At 70.2% G+C, this 19,037-nt stretch carries 14 protein-coding genes; 5 read left to right on the forward strand and 9 right to left on the reverse strand.

Translation table 11 applies throughout. The features are described from left to right. The first annotated feature begins 10 nt into the window (after window positions 1–10). Window positions 11–895, forward strand: coding sequence for a malonyl-ACP O-methyltransferase BioC (bioC, locus tag CSC65_RS09405; protein ID WP_162410422.1), 885 nt, complete (start codon window positions 11–13; stop codon window positions 893–895). Between the two features lie 77 nt (window positions 896–972). Here bioC and CSC65_RS09410 read toward each other — a convergent pair whose 3' ends face one another. From CSC65_RS09410 to CSC65_RS09420, 3 genes are read right to left on the reverse strand one after another with little or no spacing between them, the layout of a single operon-like run. Beyond that, window positions 973–1,401: a ketosteroid isomerase-related protein gene (locus tag CSC65_RS09410; RefSeq protein WP_162410316.1), complete on the reverse strand. Its 429-nt coding sequence runs from the start codon at window positions 1,399–1,401 to the stop codon at window positions 973–975. 46 nt (window positions 1,402–1,447) lie between these two features. Further along, entirely contained in the window at window positions 1,448–2,062 is a 615-nt protein-coding gene (locus CSC65_RS09415) for a YdcF family protein (RefSeq protein ID WP_162410317.1), read from the reverse strand. Continuing rightward, complete coding sequence (locus CSC65_RS09420; protein WP_162410318.1) at window positions 2,050–3,003, reverse strand: pyridoxal-phosphate dependent enzyme; 954 nt, start codon at window positions 3,001–3,003, stop codon at window positions 2,050–2,052. The genes CSC65_RS09415 and CSC65_RS09420 overlap by 13 nt, the downstream gene beginning before the upstream one ends. 146 nt (window positions 3,004–3,149) lie before the next feature. Here CSC65_RS09420 and CSC65_RS09425 point away from each other — a divergent pair, with 146 nt between their 5' ends. From CSC65_RS09425 to CSC65_RS09435, 3 genes are all read left to right on the forward strand, one after another. Continuing rightward, window positions 3,150–3,887: a hypothetical protein gene (locus tag CSC65_RS09425; protein WP_162410319.1), complete on the forward strand. Its 738-nt coding sequence runs from the start codon at window positions 3,150–3,152 to the stop codon at window positions 3,885–3,887. A gap of 451 nt (window positions 3,888–4,338) precedes the next feature. After that, window positions 4,339–6,243 carry a tRNA uridine-5-carboxymethylaminomethyl(34) synthesis enzyme MnmG gene (mnmG, locus tag CSC65_RS09430; RefSeq protein WP_162410320.1) on the forward strand — a complete coding sequence of 635 codons (1,905 nt, stop codon included), beginning with the start codon at window positions 4,339–4,341 and terminating at the stop codon, window positions 6,241–6,243. A gap of 57 nt (window positions 6,244–6,300) precedes the next feature. After that, on the forward strand, window positions 6,301–7,266 hold the full coding sequence (locus CSC65_RS09435; protein WP_162410321.1) for a cation diffusion facilitator family transporter: 966 nt from the start codon (window positions 6,301–6,303) through the stop codon (window positions 7,264–7,266). 41 nt (window positions 7,267–7,307) lie between these two features. Here CSC65_RS09435 and CSC65_RS09440 read toward each other — a convergent pair whose 3' ends face one another. Both CSC65_RS09440 and CSC65_RS09445 read right to left on the reverse strand, forming a co-directional pair. Beyond that, entirely contained in the window at window positions 7,308–7,826 is a 519-nt protein-coding gene (locus CSC65_RS09440; RefSeq protein WP_162410322.1) for a rhodanese family protein, read from the reverse strand. A 17-nt stretch (window positions 7,827–7,843) separates the two neighbouring features. Beyond that, window positions 7,844–8,155, reverse strand: a complete 312-nt coding sequence (locus CSC65_RS09445) for an ArsR/SmtB family transcription factor (protein ID WP_162410323.1) — start codon at window positions 8,153–8,155, stop codon at window positions 7,844–7,846. Between the two features lie 85 nt (window positions 8,156–8,240). Here CSC65_RS09445 and CSC65_RS09450 point away from each other — a divergent pair, with 85 nt between their 5' ends. Then, the gene (locus CSC65_RS09450) at window positions 8,241–8,594 is read left to right on the forward strand and encodes a carboxymuconolactone decarboxylase family protein (RefSeq protein ID WP_162410324.1); all 354 of its coding nucleotides are present in this window, start codon (window positions 8,241–8,243) and stop codon (window positions 8,592–8,594) included. A gap of 76 nt (window positions 8,595–8,670) precedes the next feature. Here the strand turns inward: CSC65_RS09450 and CSC65_RS09455 are convergent, their stop codons facing one another. The 4 genes from CSC65_RS09455 to CSC65_RS09470 form a co-directional block, all read right to left on the reverse strand. Further along, window positions 8,671–11,052 (reverse strand): Tex family protein, encoded by a 2,382-nt coding sequence (locus CSC65_RS09455; RefSeq protein WP_162410325.1) that lies wholly within the window; start codon window positions 11,050–11,052, stop codon window positions 8,671–8,673. A gap of 112 nt (window positions 11,053–11,164) precedes the next feature. Continuing rightward, the gene (locus tag CSC65_RS09460; RefSeq protein ID WP_162410326.1) at window positions 11,165–13,330 is read right to left on the reverse strand and encodes a S46 family peptidase; all 2,166 of its coding nucleotides are present in this window, start codon (window positions 13,328–13,330) and stop codon (window positions 11,165–11,167) included. A gap of 87 nt (window positions 13,331–13,417) precedes the next feature. Beyond that, window positions 13,418–17,212: a translocation/assembly module TamB domain-containing protein gene (locus CSC65_RS09465; RefSeq protein ID WP_162410327.1), complete on the reverse strand. Its 3,795-nt coding sequence runs from the start codon at window positions 17,210–17,212 to the stop codon at window positions 13,418–13,420. Then, window positions 17,209–18,987, reverse strand: coding sequence for an autotransporter assembly complex protein TamA (locus CSC65_RS09470; RefSeq protein WP_162410328.1), 1,779 nt, complete (start codon window positions 18,985–18,987; stop codon window positions 17,209–17,211). Before CSC65_RS09470 ends, CSC65_RS09465 begins: the two co-directional genes overlap by 4 nt. Window positions 18,988–19,037 lie beyond the last annotated feature (50 nt).

The following is a 19,037-nucleotide window of genomic DNA, read 5'->3' on the forward strand; positions in this document are numbered from 1 at the left end:
CGCCCCCGTGATGGAATCCCTGTTCGATCCCCGCCAGGTGCGCCGCGCCTTCTCGCGCGCCGCCGCCGGCTACGACGCGGCCGCGGCGCTGCAGGCGGAAGTACGCACGCGCCTGCTCGGATCGCTGGATTACCTCGACGACCGCGTGCCGTCGGTGGTGCTCGACGTGGGCAGCGGCACCGGCCACGCGGCGGCGGCGATGCGCAAGCGCTGGCCCAAGGCGCAGGTGCTCGCGCTGGACCTGGCGCTGCCGATGCTGCGCCAGTCGCGCAGGCAGGCCGGATGGTGGAAGCCGTTTGCGCGTGTATGCGCCGACGCGCGCGCTTTGCCGCTGGCCGAAGGCAGCGTCGACGTGATCTTCAGCAACCTGTGCCTGCAATGGGTCGAGGACCTGCCCGCGGTGTTCGCCGGCTTCCGGCGAGTGCTCAAGCCCGATGGACTGCTGCTGTGCTCGAGCTTCGGCCCGGAGACGCTGGTCGAACTGCGCGAGGCGTTCGCCCAGGTCGACGCAGTGCCGCATGTCAGCCCGTTCGCTTCGATCGCGCGCTTTGGCGATGCGCTGATGGCCGCCGGCTTCCGCGATCCGGTGCTGGACCGCGACCTTTTCACCCTGAACTACCCGGACCTGCCGGCGCTGATGCACGAACTGCGGGCGATCGGCGCGACCAATGCGATGGCGACCCGGCGGCGCAGCCTGACCGGGCGGGCGCGTTTTGCAGCCGCGACGCAGGCGTACGAGGCCCTGCGCGATGGTGAAGGACGCCTGCCCAGCAGCTGGGAAGTGATCTATGCGCAGGCCTGGTCGCCGGCACCCGGTGCACCGATCCGGGAAGGCGGCAGCGAGGTCGCGGCGGTGCCGCTGTCGCAGATTCCGATCCGCCGGCGCGCGCCGTAGGCTGCAGGCAGCGCGCGGTCACGCCCGTTGCTGCGGGGAGGTCCGTCGCCGCCGTTGCCGGCGCGCATGCGCTCCTGTCAGCGCGATACCTGCGCGATCCAGTCCTGCAGGTTGTAGTAGTTGCTGACCCGGGTGATGCGGTCGTCGCGGATTTCGAAGAAGGCACCGCCCGGCAGGACGTACTCCTGCCCGCGCGCAGGCGGCAGCCCTTCGTCGCCGTGCAGGTACTGGCCATGGACCACGTACTCGGCCGCGGCGCGGTCGCCATCCTGGGAGGCCAGCACGACGATGTCGCGCAGCTGCTCGTGGTAACTGGCATCCATCCGTTGCATGAAGGCGGCGAATGCCTGCTTGCCGGTCTCGCGCGCGCCCTGGTTGAGGTCGTGCACGACGTCGTCGCCGAGCAGCGCCAGCATCGCCGGGCGGTCGCCGCGGTTGAACGCGGCGTAATAGGCCAGCACCAGCTCGATCGCGCGGTCCTGGCGGCGGGTGCCATCGATCTTCATGGAGTGCCTGCCTGCGGGGGTGCGGTCATCATACGCCGCCCGCTTTTCAGGCCGCGCGCATCACCAGGTCGCGATGGAAGAAGTAGACCTCCTGCAGCAGGAAGCGCCACTGGGTCTGGATCGTGCGGAAGCGCGTGCTGGGCGTGGGCGAACCGACCGCGTCCACGCCCAGTTCCCGCGACAGCCGCAACGCGCGCGACATGTGCAGCGGATCGCTGACCACGATCGCCGTGTGCAGGCCGCGCTCCTGCATCAGCGCGCGGGCCTGCACCAGGTTCTCGCGGGTGGTGCGCGAAACCGATTCGATCAGGATCGCCGACTCCGGGATGCCTTGCTGCAGGGCATAGCGGCGCGCCACCTGCGATTCGGAGAACCGCGCGCGGCTGCCGCCATAGCCGCCGGTGAACAGCAGCACCGGCGCGTAGCCGCGCTGGTACAGGTCCAGGCCATGGCGGATCCGTTCCTGGAACACGGGCGAAGGGCGTGCATCGTAGGCGGCGGCGCCGAGGACGATGATCGCGTCGGCCTGTTCGGCCTGGTCGCGCTGGCCGACCCAGACGATCCAGGCAGCCACGCCCAGCAGCCACAGCAGCCCCAGCAGCAGCAGGCGCCAGAGCCAAGTGGCCAGGCCGCCGCGTCGTTTCCGCTTCAGCCGAGCCAAGGCAGCGCCTCCAGGTCGACGTTGCCGCCGGACAGCACCACACCCACGCGCTGGCCGGAGAACAGCGCCGGTCGCGCCAGCACTGCGGCCAGCGCGATGGCCGAGGAAGGTTCGATCATCTGCTTGAGCACCTGCCAGGCCAGCCGCATCGCCGCCACCGTGGCCTCGTCATCGACCACGACGACCTCGGCGCCACATGCGCGCAGCAGGGCGAAATTGGGCGCGCCCAGCGCGCCCCGCAGGCCGTCGCAGACGGTGTCCGGAACGAAATCGACGCGTCGCTCGCCCGCGGCCAGCGAACGGGCGGTATCGGCGGCGCCGGCCGGTTCGGCCAGCACCAGCCGGCAAGCGGGCGCGACGGTGGCCAGCGCCAGCGCGGTTCCGCTGGCCAGGCCGCCGCCGCCCACCGGGACGACCATGACATCCGGGGTGCCGGCCTGGCCGACCAGCTCGAGCGTAGCCGTCCCCTGCCCGGCGATCACGCGCGCATCGGCATAGGGATGGACCAGGGTGGCGCCGGTGCTCTCCTGCACCTGCGCGCACATCGCCTCGCGCGCGGCCTGGGTCGCGTCGCAGCGCCACAGGGTCGCGCCGTGCCGCTGGATGTTGGCGAGCTTGGCCGCCACCGCGCCATCGGGGACCACCACGTGGCAGGGGATGCCGCGGCTGCGCGCCGCCAGCGCCAGCGCCGCGCCGTGGTTGCCGGAGGAATGGGTGACCACGCCCCGTGTGGCGACCGCCCCGGACAGCGACCACACTGCATTGCAGGCCCCGCGGAACTTGAACGCGCCGCCGCGCTGCAGGTGCTCGGCCTTGAACGAGATCGAGCAGCCCGCCATCGCATCCAGCGCGCGCGACTGCAGCACGGGCGTGACGCTGGCATGGCCGGCGATCCTGGCGGCGGCGGCGAGGACGTCGTCGGCTACGGGCAGTTCGGTCATGGGCGAAGGTTAACGTATCGCGCACATGCATCCGCCGGTGTGCTGCTGTCCGGTGGCTGAGCGGTTACCGTGCGAGGGGGCGGGATTAAGCACGGATTCAATGCGGCCCGCGGAAGCTGGCCACTCACGCTACGGGGGGGAATCCCATGAAACTGCGACTGTTCACCGGCCTGGCGCTCGCGCTGTCGCTGGGTGGCTGCGCGTCCTACGGTTACGTGGGCGACGGCGGCGGGTACTACACCGGGGGTTCCTCGACCCGATACATCTCCGACTACGACAGTTACGGCTACGGGGTGTACGGCTACGGGTCTCCGTATTACAGCTACCGGTACAACCCGGGCTGGTCGTTCGGGCTGCGCTATGGCTACCCGTACTCCTACTACCCGTACGCGGGCGGCGGATACGGGTCGTCGTACTACCCGCGCCCGCCGCACAACCACTATCCGCGCCCGCCGCGTCCCGACCATGACCATGGCGGGCGCCCGGACCACGATGGCCGGCCCGACCGGCCGCCACCGGTCGCCAACGGCAACCCGCCGCCGCTCAACCGCGGTCCCTGGCGTGACCTGGAGCGGCTGCGCCGTGGTGAAGGCGGCGAAGGCGTGCCGCGCCGGCAGCCTGGGCCGGGCACCCTGGGCATCGGCCAAGGGCCCTCGCCGGGCGTCGACGGCGGTCCGCGCCCGGGCGGCTACCAGCGTCCGTCGCCGCCGCAGGGATATCGCGCCCAGGCGCCGCGTTACAGCGGTGCCGGCAATGATGATCCCGGCGCGTCGCGTCCACCGCCGAGGAGCGAGCGGAGCACGCAGCGCAGTGCGCCCCGGGCGTCCGAATCGCGTCGTTCCGAGTCCTCGCGGACTGGGACGCCGGACACGATCGAGCCTTGAAATAGCGCTTGCACTGGTCGGTTTTCGGTCGCAAGCTAGCGCGGCAAGGTGACCGGGTGCGTCATGTTTTGACCCGTCCGGCCAGGTCTATGTCGATGTCCGGCAGGGAAATCTGGATCCCCCCTGTTCCGGCCCTGTCGGACGTCGACGCCTCTACGGCAGCCCGGCCCCTGGCCGGGCTGCCTGTTTTAGGGACCGGCGTCACGCTTTGCCCGCGCAGGCAAAAAAACGGGGCCGGCAGTCCCCCGACTACCGGCCCCTCGGCTTCCCCATCGCGCGCGTGGCTGGCCCCTGTTCCAATTCCAGCCCGCGCCCCCGAACGCATTGCCGCGATGGGTGCACGGAATGGTTGCCGCAGGAAGCGTGCCAAGTCCGCTGCAGTCGCCGCCGCTAGAATTGCTGCCGCTCCGGACCCGCCATCACCGGCAGGGTCGACGGCACGGATCCCATGATGTCCCAGTCCTTCCATCGCTATGACGTGATCGTGATCGGCGGCGGCCACGCCGGCACCGAGGCCGCGCTCGCGTCGGCGCGCAGCGGTGCGCGCACCCTGCTGCTGACCCACAACATCGAGACCGTGGGTGCGATGAGCTGCAATCCGGCCATCGGCGGCATCGGCAAGGGTCATCTGGTCAGGGAGATCGATGCGCTGGGCGGGGCGATGGCGCATGCCGCCGACCTGGCCGGCATCCAGTGGCGCACGCTCAACGCCAGCAAGGGTCCGGCGGTGCGCGCGACCCGCTGCCAGGCCGACCGCAACCTGTACCGGATGGCGATCCGGCGCATCGTCGAGAACCAGCCGAACCTGACCGTGTTCCAGGCCGCGGTCGACGATCTCGTGATCCAGAACGGCGCGGGCGATGGCGACATCGTGCGCGGCGCGATCACCCAGACCGGCCTGCGTTTCGAGGCACAGGCGGTGGTGCTGACCGCCGGTACCTTCCTTGCCGGCAAGATCCACATCGGCGAAACCCAGTACACCGCCGGGCGCATGGGCGACCCGCCGGCCACCACCCTGGCCGCGCGCCTGCGCGAGCGGCCGTTCGCGATCGACCGGCTCAAGACCGGCACGCCGCCGCGGATCGACGGACGCACGCTCGACTATTCGGTGATGGACGAACAGCCAGGCGACGATCCGCTGCCGGTGATGTCGTTCCTCGGTGACGTGCGCGAGCATCCGCGCCAGGTCTCGTGCTGGATTACCCATACCAGCGAGCGCACCCACGAGATCATCCGCGGCGCGCTGGACCGTTCGCCGCTGTATACCGGCCAGATCGAGGGCATCGGCCCGCGCTACTGCCCGTCGATCGAGGACAAGGTGGTGCGCTTCGCCGAGAAGGCCAGCCACCAGATCTTCGTCGAGCCCGAAGGCCTGGACGTGGCCGAGATCTATCCCAACGGCATCTCCACCTCGCTGCCGTTCGACGTGCAGCTGGCGCTGGTGCGGTCGATCCGCGGTTTCGAGCAGGCGCACATCACCCGGCCCGGCTACGCGATCGAGTACGACTTCTTCGATCCGCGCGGCCTGAAGGCGACGCTGGAGACCAAGCGGGTGTCGGGGTTGTTCTTCGCCGGGCAGATCAACGGCACCACCGGCTATGAAGAGGCGGCCGCGCAGGGATTGCTCGCCGGCCTGAACGCCGCGCGCCACGTGCGCGGCCACGACGGCTGGTCGCCGCGTCGCGACGAGGCCTACCTGGGCGTGCTGGTCGACGACCTGATCACCCATGGCACCACCGAGCCGTACCGGATGTTCACCAGCCGCGCCGAATACCGGCTGCAGCTGCGCGAGGACAACGCCGACCTGCGGCTGACGCCGGCCGGTCGCGAACTGGGCGTGGTCGACGACGTGCGCTGGACGCGCTTCGAGGCCAAGCGCGAGGCGATCGAACGGGAGACGCAGCGCCTGCGCGCGCTGTGGGCCACGCCGGCCAACGCGCTGGGCCGCGAGGTCGAAGCGGCACTGGGCGTGGCCGTAAGCCGCGAGACCAGCGTGCTGGACCTTATCAAGCGACCGGAACTGGGCTATGCCGCATTGATGCGCGTGCCCGCGCTGGGCCCGGGCGTCGGTGATGCGCAGGTGGCCGAGCAGGTCGAGATCGGGGTGAAGTACGCCGGCTACGTCGACCGCCAGCGCGAGGAGATCGCGCGCCAGCAGCGCCACGAAGAGACCGTGATCCCGGCGGACTTCGACTACGCCGGCGTGCGCGGGCTGTCGGCCGAAGTGCAGCAGAAGCTCGAGCGGGCGCGCCCGCAGACCATCGGCCAGGCCCAGCGCATCCCCGGCATGACCCCGGCGGCGATCTCGCTGCTGCTGGTGCACCTGGAGCGCCTGCGTCGCAGCCGCGTCGCCTGAGATCGCCGGCGCGGGGTGCGGCTGGCGCCGGCCCGGCCGCTCGGGCAGGCTAGGGCCATGAGCGTTCCGTCCGGCCTCCCGCAGGACACACCGGTCGCTGGCGGCGAGCAGCGCGTGTTGCGCTTCTCCATCGCCGCCACTGCGGTGGTCGCCGCGCTGGGCATCGTGTTCGGCCTGATGTCGGGCTCCTACGCCATCGTGTTCGACGGCATCTACTCGCTGGCCGACGGTGCCACCAGCCTGGTGGCCCTGCTGGTGGTCAACCTCATCGCCGGATACAACGCCAGCGGATCGCAGAACCGGCGCCTGGCCGAGAAGTTCACGATGGGCTTCTGGCACCTGGAGCCGATGGTGCTGGGCGCCACCGGCCTGCTGCTGTCCGGTGCCGCGGTGTACGCCTTCATCAACGCGATCGGAAGTTTCCTGACGGGGGGACGGCCGTTGCAGTTCGGCCAGGCCATCGTCTACGCCATCGCCACCGTGCTGATCAGCCTGGGCATGGCCTGGTACGGACGTCGCGCCAACCGCCACCTGCGCTCGGAGCTGGTAGCGATGGATATCCGCGGCTGGCTGATGTCGGCTGCGATCACCGCCGCTTTGCTGGTGGCCTTCATCGTCGGCCTGGCGATCCAGGGCACCTCGCTGGAATGGATGTCGCCGTATGTCGACCCGGCCGTGCTGGCGCTGGTGTGCCTGGTGATCTTCCCGATCCCGCTGGGCGTGGTGCGCCGCGCGCTGGAGGAGATCCTGCTGGTCACGCCCACCGCATTGAAGCAGCACGTGGACGCGGTCGCGCAGGCCGTGGTCGAGCGCCACGGCTTCCTGTCGCATCGCGCCTACGTGGCCAAGGTCGGCCGCGGGCGGCAGATCGAGCTGTACTTCATCGCGCCCGCGGGCTGGCCTGCGCGCACGCTGGAGGAGTGGGATGCGCTGCGCGACGAGATCGGCGAGGCGATCGGCGACGATTCACCGGACCGCTGGCTGACGATCGCCTTCACCACCGACCGCGAGTGGGCCGAATAGCGCCGGTTGGATGCAACGGCGTCGGTGCGGCGAGTGCGGCCTCAGCGGATCGCGCGGTTCCAGGGCATGCGTGCCAGCAGCAGCGCCATGCCGCAGAAGCCGGATATCCCGGCAAACACCAGTCCAGCGCCGACAAAGCCGCTCAGCAGCAGGAACCACGGCGAGACCATCGTCGCCAGCACGGTGCCGAGCAGCACCAGGCTGCCGGCGGCGATCTGGACCTGGCGCATGAGTTCCAGCGGAGCCCGGGCATCGTGCGTCACGGGCAGGCCGGCCCGTTTCCACGCATCGATGCCGCCATCGACGACATACGCCGTGCAACCGGCGGTGGCCGCCTGCAGCGCGGCGGCATTGGCCCGCGTACGCATACCGGAGCGGCAATGGAACAGCACGATTCCGCTCGCGCCGTGCAGTGCGGGCGCGTCGGCCAGCCGCGCCAGCGGCACGCAGCACGCGCCGTCGATGTGCTCGCGCGCGTGCTCGTCCACTTCGCGGATGTCGACCAGCAGCGCGCCTTGGTCGAGGAGTGCCCGGGCTTCGCGCGGGGATACTGTCTGCATGGGAAGTGGCTCGCGTTTCAGGGACAGAACACCGACTTGAGCGCGGCCACCAGGGTCTCCACGCGCGGATCGTCGATGCGGTAGTAGGCGGACTGCGCCTCGCGGCGGGCGACCACCAGGCCGTCCTCGCGCATCCGGGCCAGGTGCTGGGACAGGGCCGACTGGCTCAGGTCCACCTGCGCCTGCATCTGGCCCACGGTCATCTCGCCATGCTCCATCAGCAGGCACAGCAGCAGCAGGCGCTGTTCGTTGCCCAGCGTGCGCAGCATCGCCGCGGCCTGTTCGGCCCCGTGCTGCATGAATTTTCGGTCCTGGCGGGTCGGGCTCATGCCACCATCATATCAGCACTTGCTAAATTAGCAATCACTAATATAATTGCGACGTCGGCAACCGCCGCCAATCCGGAGAGCCCACATGAACGACCTGTCCTACCAGGACCTGACCCGCGGCATCTCGCGCAACCTGGGCCCGCTGCGCACGCACAACGCGGACGTGATGCAGGGATTCGGTGCGCTGAGCAAGGCGGCGATGGCGCCGGGCGCGCTGGACGAGAAGACCAAGGAGCTGATCGCCATGGCGATCGGCGTGGCCAACCGCTGCGACGGTTGCCTCGGCTTCCACGCCAAGGCGCTGGTGCGGCTGGGCGCCACGCCGGAGGAGTTCCGCGAGATGCTGGGCGTGGCCGTCTACATGGGCGGCGGGCCGTCGCTGATGTACGCCGCCAATGCGCAGGCGGCGTACGACGAGTTCAGCAAGGCCGTGGCCTGACGGTAGAGCGGGGCCCTCCCCGCTGCTCTTCGGCCCAACCCGGGCGTGGAAAGCCGGGCGAGCCCGGCACCACGCATCAGTCGCGACGCAGGCCCTTGAGCGCGTCGGCCATGGCGCTGTTGAACGGCGCAGCCTGCTGCGCCGGCTTCGCGCCGCCGCCGCCGCCGCGATTGCGATCATTGCCACGTGCATCGCGCGGCGCGCCGGGACGGCCCGCATCGCGTCGTGCGGCATCGCGTTCGCTGGGCCGTGGTGCCGCCTGGCCGGGTTCGTCGTCCATGCGCCGGGTCAGGGCGATGCGCTTGCGCGCCACGTCGACCTCCAGCACCTTGACCTTGACGATGTCGCCGGCCTTCACCACCTCGCGCGGATCCTTCACGAACTTGTCCGACAGCGCGGAGATGTGGACCAGTCCGTCCTGGTGCACGCCGATGTCGACGAACGCGCCGAACGCGGCGACATTGCTGACCACGCCTTCCAGCACCATGCCCGGGCGCAGGTCCTTGATGTCCTCCACCCCGTCGGCGAACTTGGCCGCCTTGAACTCCGGGCGCGGATCGCGGCCGGGCTTCTCCAGTTCCTTGAGGATGTCGCGCACGGTCGGCAGGCCGAACTTTTCGTCGGTGAACTGCTCGGCCTTGAGCGCGCGCAGGAAACTGCTGTCGCCGATGATCTGCTTCACCCCGCGGCCGCTGCCAGCCAGGATCCGCTCGACCACCGGATAGGCTTCCGGGTGCACCGAGGATGCGTCCAGCGGCTGCTCGCCATCGGCGATGCGCAGGAAGCCGGCGCATTGTTCGAAGGTCTTGTCGCCCAGTCGCGGCACCTTGAGCAGCGCCTTGCGCGAGGCGAAGGCGCCGTTCTGGTCGCGATGGCTGACGATGTTCTCGGCCACCGTCGACGACAGGCCCGACACCCGCGCCAGCAACGCCGCCGAAGCGGTGTTCACGTCCACGCCGACCGCGTTGACGCAGTCCTCGACGCGCGCATCGAGTGCGCGCGCCAGGCGGTACTGGTCCACGTCGTGCTGGTACTGGCCCACGCCAATGGCCTTGGGCTCGATCTTGACCAGTTCGGCCAGCGGATCCTGCAGGCGGCGCGCGATCGAGACCGCACCGCGGATGGAGACATCGAGGTTCGGGAACTCCTTCGCCGCCAGTTCGGAGGCCGAATACACCGATGCGCCCGCTTCGCTGACCACGACCTTCTGCGCCTTGAGCTCCGGGACCAGCTTGAGCAGGTCGCCGGCCAGCTTGTCGGTCTCGCGCGACGCGGTGCCGTTGCCGATCGCAATCAGTTCCACGCCATGGGCGACGCACAGCTTGCGCAGCGAGGCCAGCGAAGCGTCCCACTGGCGACGTGGCTCGTGCGGGTAGATGGTGTCGGTGGCGACCAGCTTGCCGGTGGCATCGACCACCGCGACCTTCACGCCGGTGCGCAGGCCGGGATCGAGGCCGAGCACGGCCTTCGGTCCCGCCGGCGCGGCCAGCAGCAGATCCTTGAGATTGTCGCCGAACACCGCGATCGCCTCGGCTTCGGCCTTCTCGCGTGCCTGATTGAACAGGTCCAGCAGCAGGTGCAAGTGGATCTTCGCTCGCCAGGCCAGGCGGGTCGCGTTGCGCAGCCAGGCATCGGCGGCGCGACCGCGGTCGGCGATGCCGGCCTGCAGCGCGATGCGGCCCTCGGCATAGGCATTGCCGGCCTCGACATCGCTGCCCGGTTCAAGTTCCAACTGCAGGAATTCCTCGCGGCGCCCGCGGAACAGGGCCAGCAGCCGGTGCGAGGGAATCTTCGCCAGCGGCTCGGCGTGGTCGAAGTAGTCGCGGAATTTTTCGCCGGCCGCTTCCTTGCCTTCCACTACCTTGGCCCGGATCACGCCATTGCCTTCGAGCCAGCCGCGCAGTTCGCCGAGCAGCGCGGCATCTTCGCCCCAGCGCTCGATCAGGATCGCGCGCGCGCCTTCCAGCGCGGCCTTCGCATCGGCCACGCCCTTGTCGGCGTCGACGAACGAAGCGGCAAACTCCTCCGGTACGCGGGTGGGATCTGCGAGGAGGCCGTCGGCCAGCGGCTCCAGCCCGGCCTCGCGCGCGATCTGGGCGCGGGTGCGGCGCTTCTGCTTGTACGGCAGGTAGAGGTCTTCCAGGCGCGACTTGCTGTCGGCGGCCTCGATCTCGGCGCGCAATTCGTCGCTCAGCTTGCCCTGCTCGTCGATGCTGGCCAGGATCGACGCGCGCCGGTCTTCCATCTCGCGCAGGTAACCCAGGCGCGCTTCGAGGTTTCGCAGCTGGGTGTCGTCCAGGCCGCCGGTGACTTCCTTGCGGTAGCGGGCGATGAACGGCACGGTCGCGCCTTCGTCGAGCAGTTCGACGGCGGCGACGACCTGCGCGGCCTGCGCGCCGATCTCGTCGGCGATGGTCTGGGCGATCTTGCGCGCGAGCGCGGCGGAAACTTCGGTCATGGACGGCGGTGTCTGCGGTGCAATAGCGGAATCCGATTGTCGCGCCCTGCCTGCGCCGATGTAAGCCGTTGACAAGCCGGCGCGCGCGCGGTGCGCATGCCGGCAAGGCGACCTACAGCCCCATCTCCCGCAGCACATGCGGCGCCGGGTAGACCTTCTCCATCAGCCAGCGCATGTAACGCATGTCCACGTGCACGGCGCGCTTGTAGCGCGGATCGAACCACCAGCTGGCGCTGACCGCCTCCCAGTTGCTGTCGAAGTTCAGGCCGATCAGCTCGCCGCGGGCGTTGAGCACCGGCGAGCCGGAGTTGCCGCCGGTCGTGTCCAGGTTGGTGAGGAAGTTGACCGTCTGCGTGCCCAGCGCCGCATCGGCGGTGGCGCCGAAGTCGCCACGGGCGATCGCGTCCAGCAGCGGGCGCGGGGCGTCGAACGGGACCTGGCCGGTATTCTTCTGCGTGATGCCCTGCACGGTCGTCACCGGTGCGTAGGTCACGGCGTCGCGCGGTTGCAGGCTTTCCAGGCGACCGTAGCTGACCCGCAGGGTGCCGTTGGCGTCCGGATACAGCGGGCGGCCCTGGTGCGCGCGCCACGCGGCCAGCACGTCCATGTACAGCGGGCGCTGGCGCAGCAACTCGCCTTCGCGCGCCTTGCGCTCGTCCTCCAGGCGGACCTGCGCCGGCACGAGCTTGGCGGCCAGCGCCAGCAGCGGATCGACAGGCAGCGCGCGGCCCTCGCGTGCGGTGGCCAGGGCTGCCAGGCGCACCGCCTCGTCGCCGAGGGTGGTGCCGGCGTACAGCGTGTCCAGCGCTGCGGCCAGCGTGGCCGGGGTGCGGCCGAACGCGGCATCGAACTCGGGCAGGCGCTGCGCATCGGGCAGGCGCTGGTAGCGGCCGAGCAGCGCGGTGAGCACGGCCTTCTCCACCGCGCGGTCGTAGCGCCGCTGGACCTGCTTCAAGGTGCCTTCGATCAGGGCCAGATCGCGCGCCTGGTAACCGGCCTCGCGGGTTTCGTCGGGCTTGGCCGCCTCGATCCGCAGGCGTTCCAGGGTCAGCGCCGAGCGCAGCAGCTGGCTCTGCGACATCATCAGGCCCAGCAGGAGGTCGCGTTCGCGGACCGCCGAGGCCTGCGCCAGCACGCCGGCGAGGGCGTCCAGTTCGCGACGGTCGCCGCGCGCGTTGTGTTGCAGCATGTCGCGCTCGTCGGCGCCGCGCAGCTGCACCGCATCGCTGCGCCGCAGGCCCTCCAGTTCGCCCGCCGCGCGCTTGCGGTTGTTCTTCAGCGACTGCAGCTGCGAGGCATACAGGGTCCTGGCCTGCGCGTTTTCGCGACCGGCCTGTTCGATCACGCCGATCAGCGAGTCGAACACCTCCACCCGTGTCGGCAACGTCCATTCCACCTGTTCGGCGAACTCGGCCGCGGTGCGATGGCGATAGGTGATGCCCGGGTAGCCGGCCAGCATGGCGAAGCTGCCCTCCTGCGGTCCGTCGCTGGCGACCTGCAGGTGCGACGGCGGCTGGTAGGGCACGTTGTCAGGCGAGAACGCCGCCGGCTTGCCGTCCGCGCCGACATAGGCGCGCAGCAGGGTGAAATCGCCGGTGTGGCGCGGCCACATGAAGTTGTCGGTCTCGTCGCCGAAGTTGCCGATGCTGCGCGGCGGCGCATAGACCAGGCGCAGGTCGCGCAGCTCCAGCTGGCGGACCCGGTAGAAGTCGGTCCCGTAGTACATGTTGGCCACGCTGCAGCGCACGCCGGCTTCGCGTTCGCACTCGGACACGATCCGCTTGCTGGCCACGTCGACGGCGTCGTAATAGGCGCGGCCCGACTTGCCGCGCGCCGCGCCGAGCACCTGGTCGGTGACGCGGTCGAAGCCGACGGTGACCAGTACGCGGAAATCCGGATTGGCCGGCAGCTCACCGGCGCGGTCGCCGGCGATGAAGCCGTTGTCGATCAGGTTGCGCCCGGGCGTGCTGTTGTACTGGATCACGCCGAAGGCGACGTGGTGGTTGGTCAGCACGAGGCCGTCGGCGGAGACGAAAGCGCCGGTGCCGCCGCCGGCGCGGACCACCGCGTTGAGCGGGGCGCTGGTGAGGTCGGCCAGCGCCGCCGGATCCCCGGCATAGCCGGCTTCGCGCAGTTGCGCGGCGATCTGCGGCAGCTGCGAAGGCATCCACATGCCTTCGTCGGCCTGGGCGTGCGTGGCCAGGGCGGCCAGGCATGCAAGCGCGACCACGCTCACGCGGCCCCGGGGCCGGAAGATGGCGGGCGGGTTCTTCGTCATCGGTGGATCCATCGGCAGAAGCGGACCGGAGACGGTAACGGCGACCCGCGGCGCGGACAACCGCCGCAGGTCATGCGCGCCGGCGCGCTAGCGCTCGGTGCGCCAGTTGATCGAACCGCGCGTTTCGATCGTGCTCGATTCCAGTTCGACGTCGAAGCCCTTGCGCAGCAGGTACTTCAGGATCACCACCTGGCCGGCGCCGACCATCGACACACCGTAGCCGACGTACAGGCGTGGCGACAGGTACTTGCCCACGCCCACCACCGAACCGCCCAGCGCGCGCGAATGCATGACCCCGGCGTCGTCGAAGCCCAGCCGGGTGCCCAGCTGCGCGGCGAGCAGGCCGGTGCCGGCCGACATCGCCGCCGAAGTCGCGGTGACCTGCTGGGCCTGGTCGCGCGTGGCGCCCTCGAGGCTGCGCCCGAGCATCAGGTAGGCCAGTGCCTCGGACTGCGGCATCGACGGGTTGGACCAGACGTTGAGCTGCGGCGCCATGGCATGGCCGGACACGTCGATGCCGGCGACCACGTCGCCGACGCGGCGCTCGGCGCGCAGGTTGATCCGCGGATCGGCGATCTGGTTGTTGCTCCAGGTCAACTGTCCGTTGGTGATGGTGAGGTCCTGGCCATAGGCCTTGTAGCGCCCGCCCACCTGCAACGCGCCGGTGGCGACCATCTCGTGGCCCGGGCGCGAACGGACCTGCAGGCGCCCGTCCATGGTTCCCTGCAGGCCGTAGCCGCTGATGGCGACGTCGTCGCCCAGGATCAGCGCCAGGTCCATGTCCAGCGGGGCGGACCGTTGTTCCTCGGGATCGAACGGATCGACCACCACCACGTCCTCGGAAACCGTCGCGCCCTGTTCGAACCGTTCCAGGTTGACCGTGGCCTGGGTCACTTCGACCTGGCCGCGCAGGACCATGGTCGGGCCGTCCATGCTGAATTGCAGGTCCGGGTTGGCGGTGGCCCGCAGCATCGGCGTATCGGCGATCAGCACGTCGCGGCCGTGGATATCCAGCTGCAGCGGCGTGGCCTGGCCGAACCAGGACAGGCTGCCGTCGACATTGATCTTGCCGCCGCCGGAGCTGACCGATGCCGACAGCCGCGCCGAACCGTCCGGCTGCGCGTCCAGGCTGCCCTGGCCGTCGGTCAGGCTCAGGCCCAGCGCCGGCAGTTCGCCCTGGAAGTCCTCGAGCAGCAACTGCCCGGCCATCAGTGGTGTCTCGCGGGTGCCGCGCACGCTCATGTGGCCGCGCACGACTCCGCGCGGGCGCACCAGGTCCGGCGAGAACAGTTCCAGCCAGAACAGCTGCGAGATGTAGGTGTACAGCTCGCCGGTCAGCGGCGAGTACGGCTCCCAGCCGGTATTGAACGTGGCGTCGATGTATCCGTTGCCCTTGAAGCCGCTGCCGAGGCGGCCCTGGATCTTCTGCGGATCGAACGTCACGTCGAGGCTGAAGTTGTCGTAGCGGGCGATCTCGCGCCGCGCGTTGTTGCCCAGGCGCACGCCGCCATCGGGCGAGGCAAGGTGGATGCCGCCGACCCAGCGGTTGCCCTGCGGCTTGATCTGCGCGTCCAGGGTCAGTTCGCCGCGCAGCACCAGTGCGCGGCCACCCTGTTCGGGCAGCCAGGGCGCGAGCAGCGTCAGCGGCAGGCTTTCGCTGTTCACGACCAGCCCTTCGCGCGGCCAGTCGGCATGCGCGCACAGCGCCGCGTCACCGGTGTCGCCGGTGGTGGCCAGGCAGGCAGGCTGCAGCTGGAAGCGGTCGCCGACCACGCTGAAGGCGGCCGGTGCGCTCAAGGCCCAGGCATTGCCGCGATCGGGTTCGATCCGCAACTGGTCCAGCGAACCGTTCCAGCCCGCGCCGCGACGTTGCACCTGCCCGGACAGGGTCAGGCCCGCGGCCTGCGGACTGTCGGCCTGCACCTGCAGGCGCAGGTTCTCCACCGCGCCCTGTGCATGCACGGTCAGCTGCTGCAGCGGAATGCCGACCTCCAGTTCGGTGCCGCGCACGACGAGATCGCCGTTGCTGCCGCGCCAGGGCAGTTGGCCCTGCAGGTCGACCGCGTTGGCGCTCCAGTCGTCCCAGCGCAGCCCGCGCCCTTGCAGGTCGGCCTGCAGGTCCGGCGCCTGCCGGGTACCGGTCAGGCGCAACGAACCTTCGACCGTTCCGGCGGCGTTGGGCAGCAGGTCGTCCAGCTGCAGCGGCTGCAGCTGCGCGGTGATGTCGATGCGGTCGCCGACCCGCCCGTTGGCGCGCACGCGGCTGTTGCCCAGGCTCAGCGACAGGTTGCCTTCGCCCTGGTCGCCGCGCAGGACGAAGCGGCCGCTGCCGGCCAGCGCGCGGCCGCGCAGGCGTCCGCCCAGCGATTGCACGTCGGCTTGCGCATCGAACCCGCCGGCGTCGCGCGCGCGGCCGGTGGTGGCGATGCGGCCATGGATGTTCCCGTCCCAGCCCGGTGCGAAGTAGCCGGGATCGAAACCGTCCAGGACCAGCGCCAGGTCCCAGTCCAGCACCGGATCCCAGCCGATCCCGCCGGTGGCCTGCAGGGTTCCGGTCGGCATACTCGCCTGCAGCGCGTGGATCCGCGCCTGCGACTGGTCGCCGCGCAGGTCCAGCACCAGGTCGGCCTGCTGGTCGCCACGGCGCAGGGTCGCGTCGCCATAGGCGGCCCAGTTCTTCAACGAACCGGCCAGGCCCAGCGCCGCGTCCACGCCGATGGGTGGTGCAGCCGGGTCCTCGCCGTGGAAGACCAGGTCCTTCGCGCGCAGGGTGAAGCGGAAGCGGCCGTCTTCCGGATCGGTGAAGTCGGCGCGCCCGCGCAGTTCGACGCTGCCCTCGAAGGCCTCCAGCACCAGGGGCGCCACGGTCAGCACCTGCTCTTCCAGCTTCACCCGCGAGGGCGCGATCACCAGTTCCTGCCCCGCCCGCCCGGCGCGACCGGACAGCTGGGCATCGCCCCCATTGCCGTTGGCCTGCAGGTCGAAGGTGATCGGTTCCGCGGCGGGGGCGGCCCCGGTGAACAGGCCCGGGTCCAGACCCTCGCTGCGCGCGGCCAGCCGCCAGCGCGGTGCATCCTCGTCGCCACCCAGGGTGAGCGTGGCGCGCAGCGGTTCGGGCGCGCGGCCGCCGATGCCCACCTCCATCTTCGACAGGTCGCCGCGCGCGAGCAGGCCCAACCGCACCGCGCTCTGTCCGCGCGCCGCCGGCAGCACCGCCGTCACCAGCACGTCGCTGCGATAGTCGTGCACGGGCTCGTAGCTGCCGTGCACGGTGAACAGGCCGCGATCGCTGTCGATCTTCAGCTGTTCGGCATGCAGCGAGCCGTTGGCGATGTCGATGCCGCCGCGCAGCGTGCGGATGTCGATCACCTGCTCGCCGCCCGAACTGATGGCCAGGCCGTCGATGACGATGCGATCGGCCTGGATGGCGAGCGGCATCTCCACCGGCGGCAGCGATTCGGGCCAGCGTGGCAGCTGGAACGGTTCGTCGCTGGGTGCCAGTGCGAGCGTGGCGCCTTCGATCTCGAAGGCATCCAGTCGCAGGCGCCGGCCCAGCAACGGACGGATATCCGGATCCAGGTACGCGCGCCGGGCGGTGAAGCGATAGTCGTCGTAGCGGAAGTCCAGGCCATGGATCGTCAGCGGGCCGACGATCGGACCTTCGACTTTCTCCCACGTCAGCGTCGCGCCGACGGGAAGGCGCGCGATGATCTGCGCCAGCAGCACGTCGCGCCCGGCCACGGTCTGCAGCAGCCAGTACAGCAGGACCACGACGCCGACCACCATCGCCAGCACGCCCAGCCCCGACCACGCCCAGAAGCGCCGCCGCCGGTAGAAGCGCGGGCGTGGGGCCGGCGGTGGCGTGGGCGCCGGTGCGCTCACAGGTTGGCTCCCAGGCTCAGGTAGATCTGGAAGCTGGAATCGGGATCATTGAGGCCGTGCGCGATGTCCACGCGCACGCCGCCGATCGGCGAGCGCCAGCGCGCGCCCACGCCCACGCCCACGTGCGGATCGAACTTGTCGTCGAAGGCGTCGCCGGCATCCACGAATCCGGCCATGCCCCACGGCCCGGCGTTGAAGTAGTGCTCGTACTCGACCGATCCGGTGAGCACGTAGCGTCCGCCGAGCGCGAAGTTGTCCGGCGGCGGCGTGCGCGGTCCGACCTCACGCCAGGCGTAGCCGCGGATGCTGCGGTCGCCACCGGCGAAGAAGCGCAGGCTCGGCGGCATCGCGACCAGGTCGCTGGTCCAGGTCGCGCCGGCTTCGCCCCGCACGATCAGCCGGTCCGCTTCGCCGATGCCCTGGAACCAGGTCGCGCTGCTCCAGCCCTGCACGAAGCTCGTGTCCGAACCCACCCCTTCGGCGCCCGTGCGCAGGGCGAGGCTCGCGCTGAGTCCGTGGCGCGGGAACAGGCGGTTGTCCACGCCGATGTAGTTGCCGGTCAGTTCGGGGTAGAACAGCGTGGAGTACGTGTACAGGCGCTGGCCGGTGGCCGCGTCCATGTCGTAGCTCCAGCGCTCGCGCAACGCGATGATCGAGGCCACCGCGGTCCAGCGCTCGGTGAGCTCGCCGCTGCGGCTGGCGAGCAGGCGGACGTTGCGGAAGTCGATGTAGTCGGTCTGTTCGTCGTAGGCGCTGAACGCACCGGTGTACCAGCCATCGAGCCAGGCGAAGGCGGGGATGCGGTACTGCACCAGCAGGTTCTTGCGGTTCTGCGCATAGTCCAGGTCGGTGACCAGCTTGTGCCCGCGGTCGTTGACGTAGCGGCGTTCCATGCCGAAGCGCACGCCCATGCCGCTTTCCGAGCCGTAGCTCACGCCAGCGGTGTAGACCGTGCGCTTGGCCAGGACCAGGTTGACGTCGATCGGCACGCGCAGGTCGTCGGTGGCCTGGTCGGTGAGCGGCTGGATGTCGATGGCGCTGAAGTAGTCCAGCTTGACCAGCGACTGGCGCAGCCGGTCCAGCTTGCCCTGGTGGAAGTAGCTGCCCTCCTCCCAGGTCAGCAGCTTGTCGAGCAGTCCGGGGCGGAAGAAGTCCTGGTGGAACGTGGTCGGGCCCATGTCGTAGCGGAAGCCGCTGTCCCAGACCAGGTCGATGTCGGCGGCGAAGTCGGCGCGGGTCACCCGCACTTCGCGCTCCATGAAATCCGCGTCGAAGTAGCCGCGTTCGGCCAGGCGCCGGCTCAGTCCGTCGCGACTGGCCTCGTAGAGGCCGTGGTCGAACTGGTCGCCCACCCGCGGCCGGAAGGCGGCGAGGTCGCGTTCCAGGTACTGGTCCTCGCCACCCGGGCCGAGGATGGCCACGTTCGAATCGCGCACCCGCACCGGCTCGCCCTTGTCGACGCGGACGATGACCACGATGCGGTCGTTGGCGTCGCGCGGGGAGTCGACGGTAATCGTCGGCGAGTAGTAGCCGAACGGTTCCAGCGCCTGCCGGGCTTCGCGCTCGGTGTTGAGCAGCAGGAATTCCAGCCGCGACTCGCCCTGCACCTTGCCGAGTTCGTTGTTGACGCCCAGCGCCAGGCGCACGTTGTTCTCCAGCGCGCGGTCCTCGCTGGCTTCCAGCCCGTGGATCTCGACCCTGTCGATCGTGCCGCGCGCCCAGGCGGGCGAGGCCGCCGAGGCCAGGAGCAGCGTCAGGATCAGGGGGAGTCGCATGGGGGCAGGATAACGGGGCCGGTGCCGACTCCGTTAGCCCGCCTTCATGC

Source organism: Pseudoxanthomonas daejeonensis, from assembly GCF_010093205.1.
Lineage (GTDB): Bacteria > Pseudomonadota > Gammaproteobacteria > Xanthomonadales > Xanthomonadaceae > Pseudoxanthomonas > Pseudoxanthomonas daejeonensis.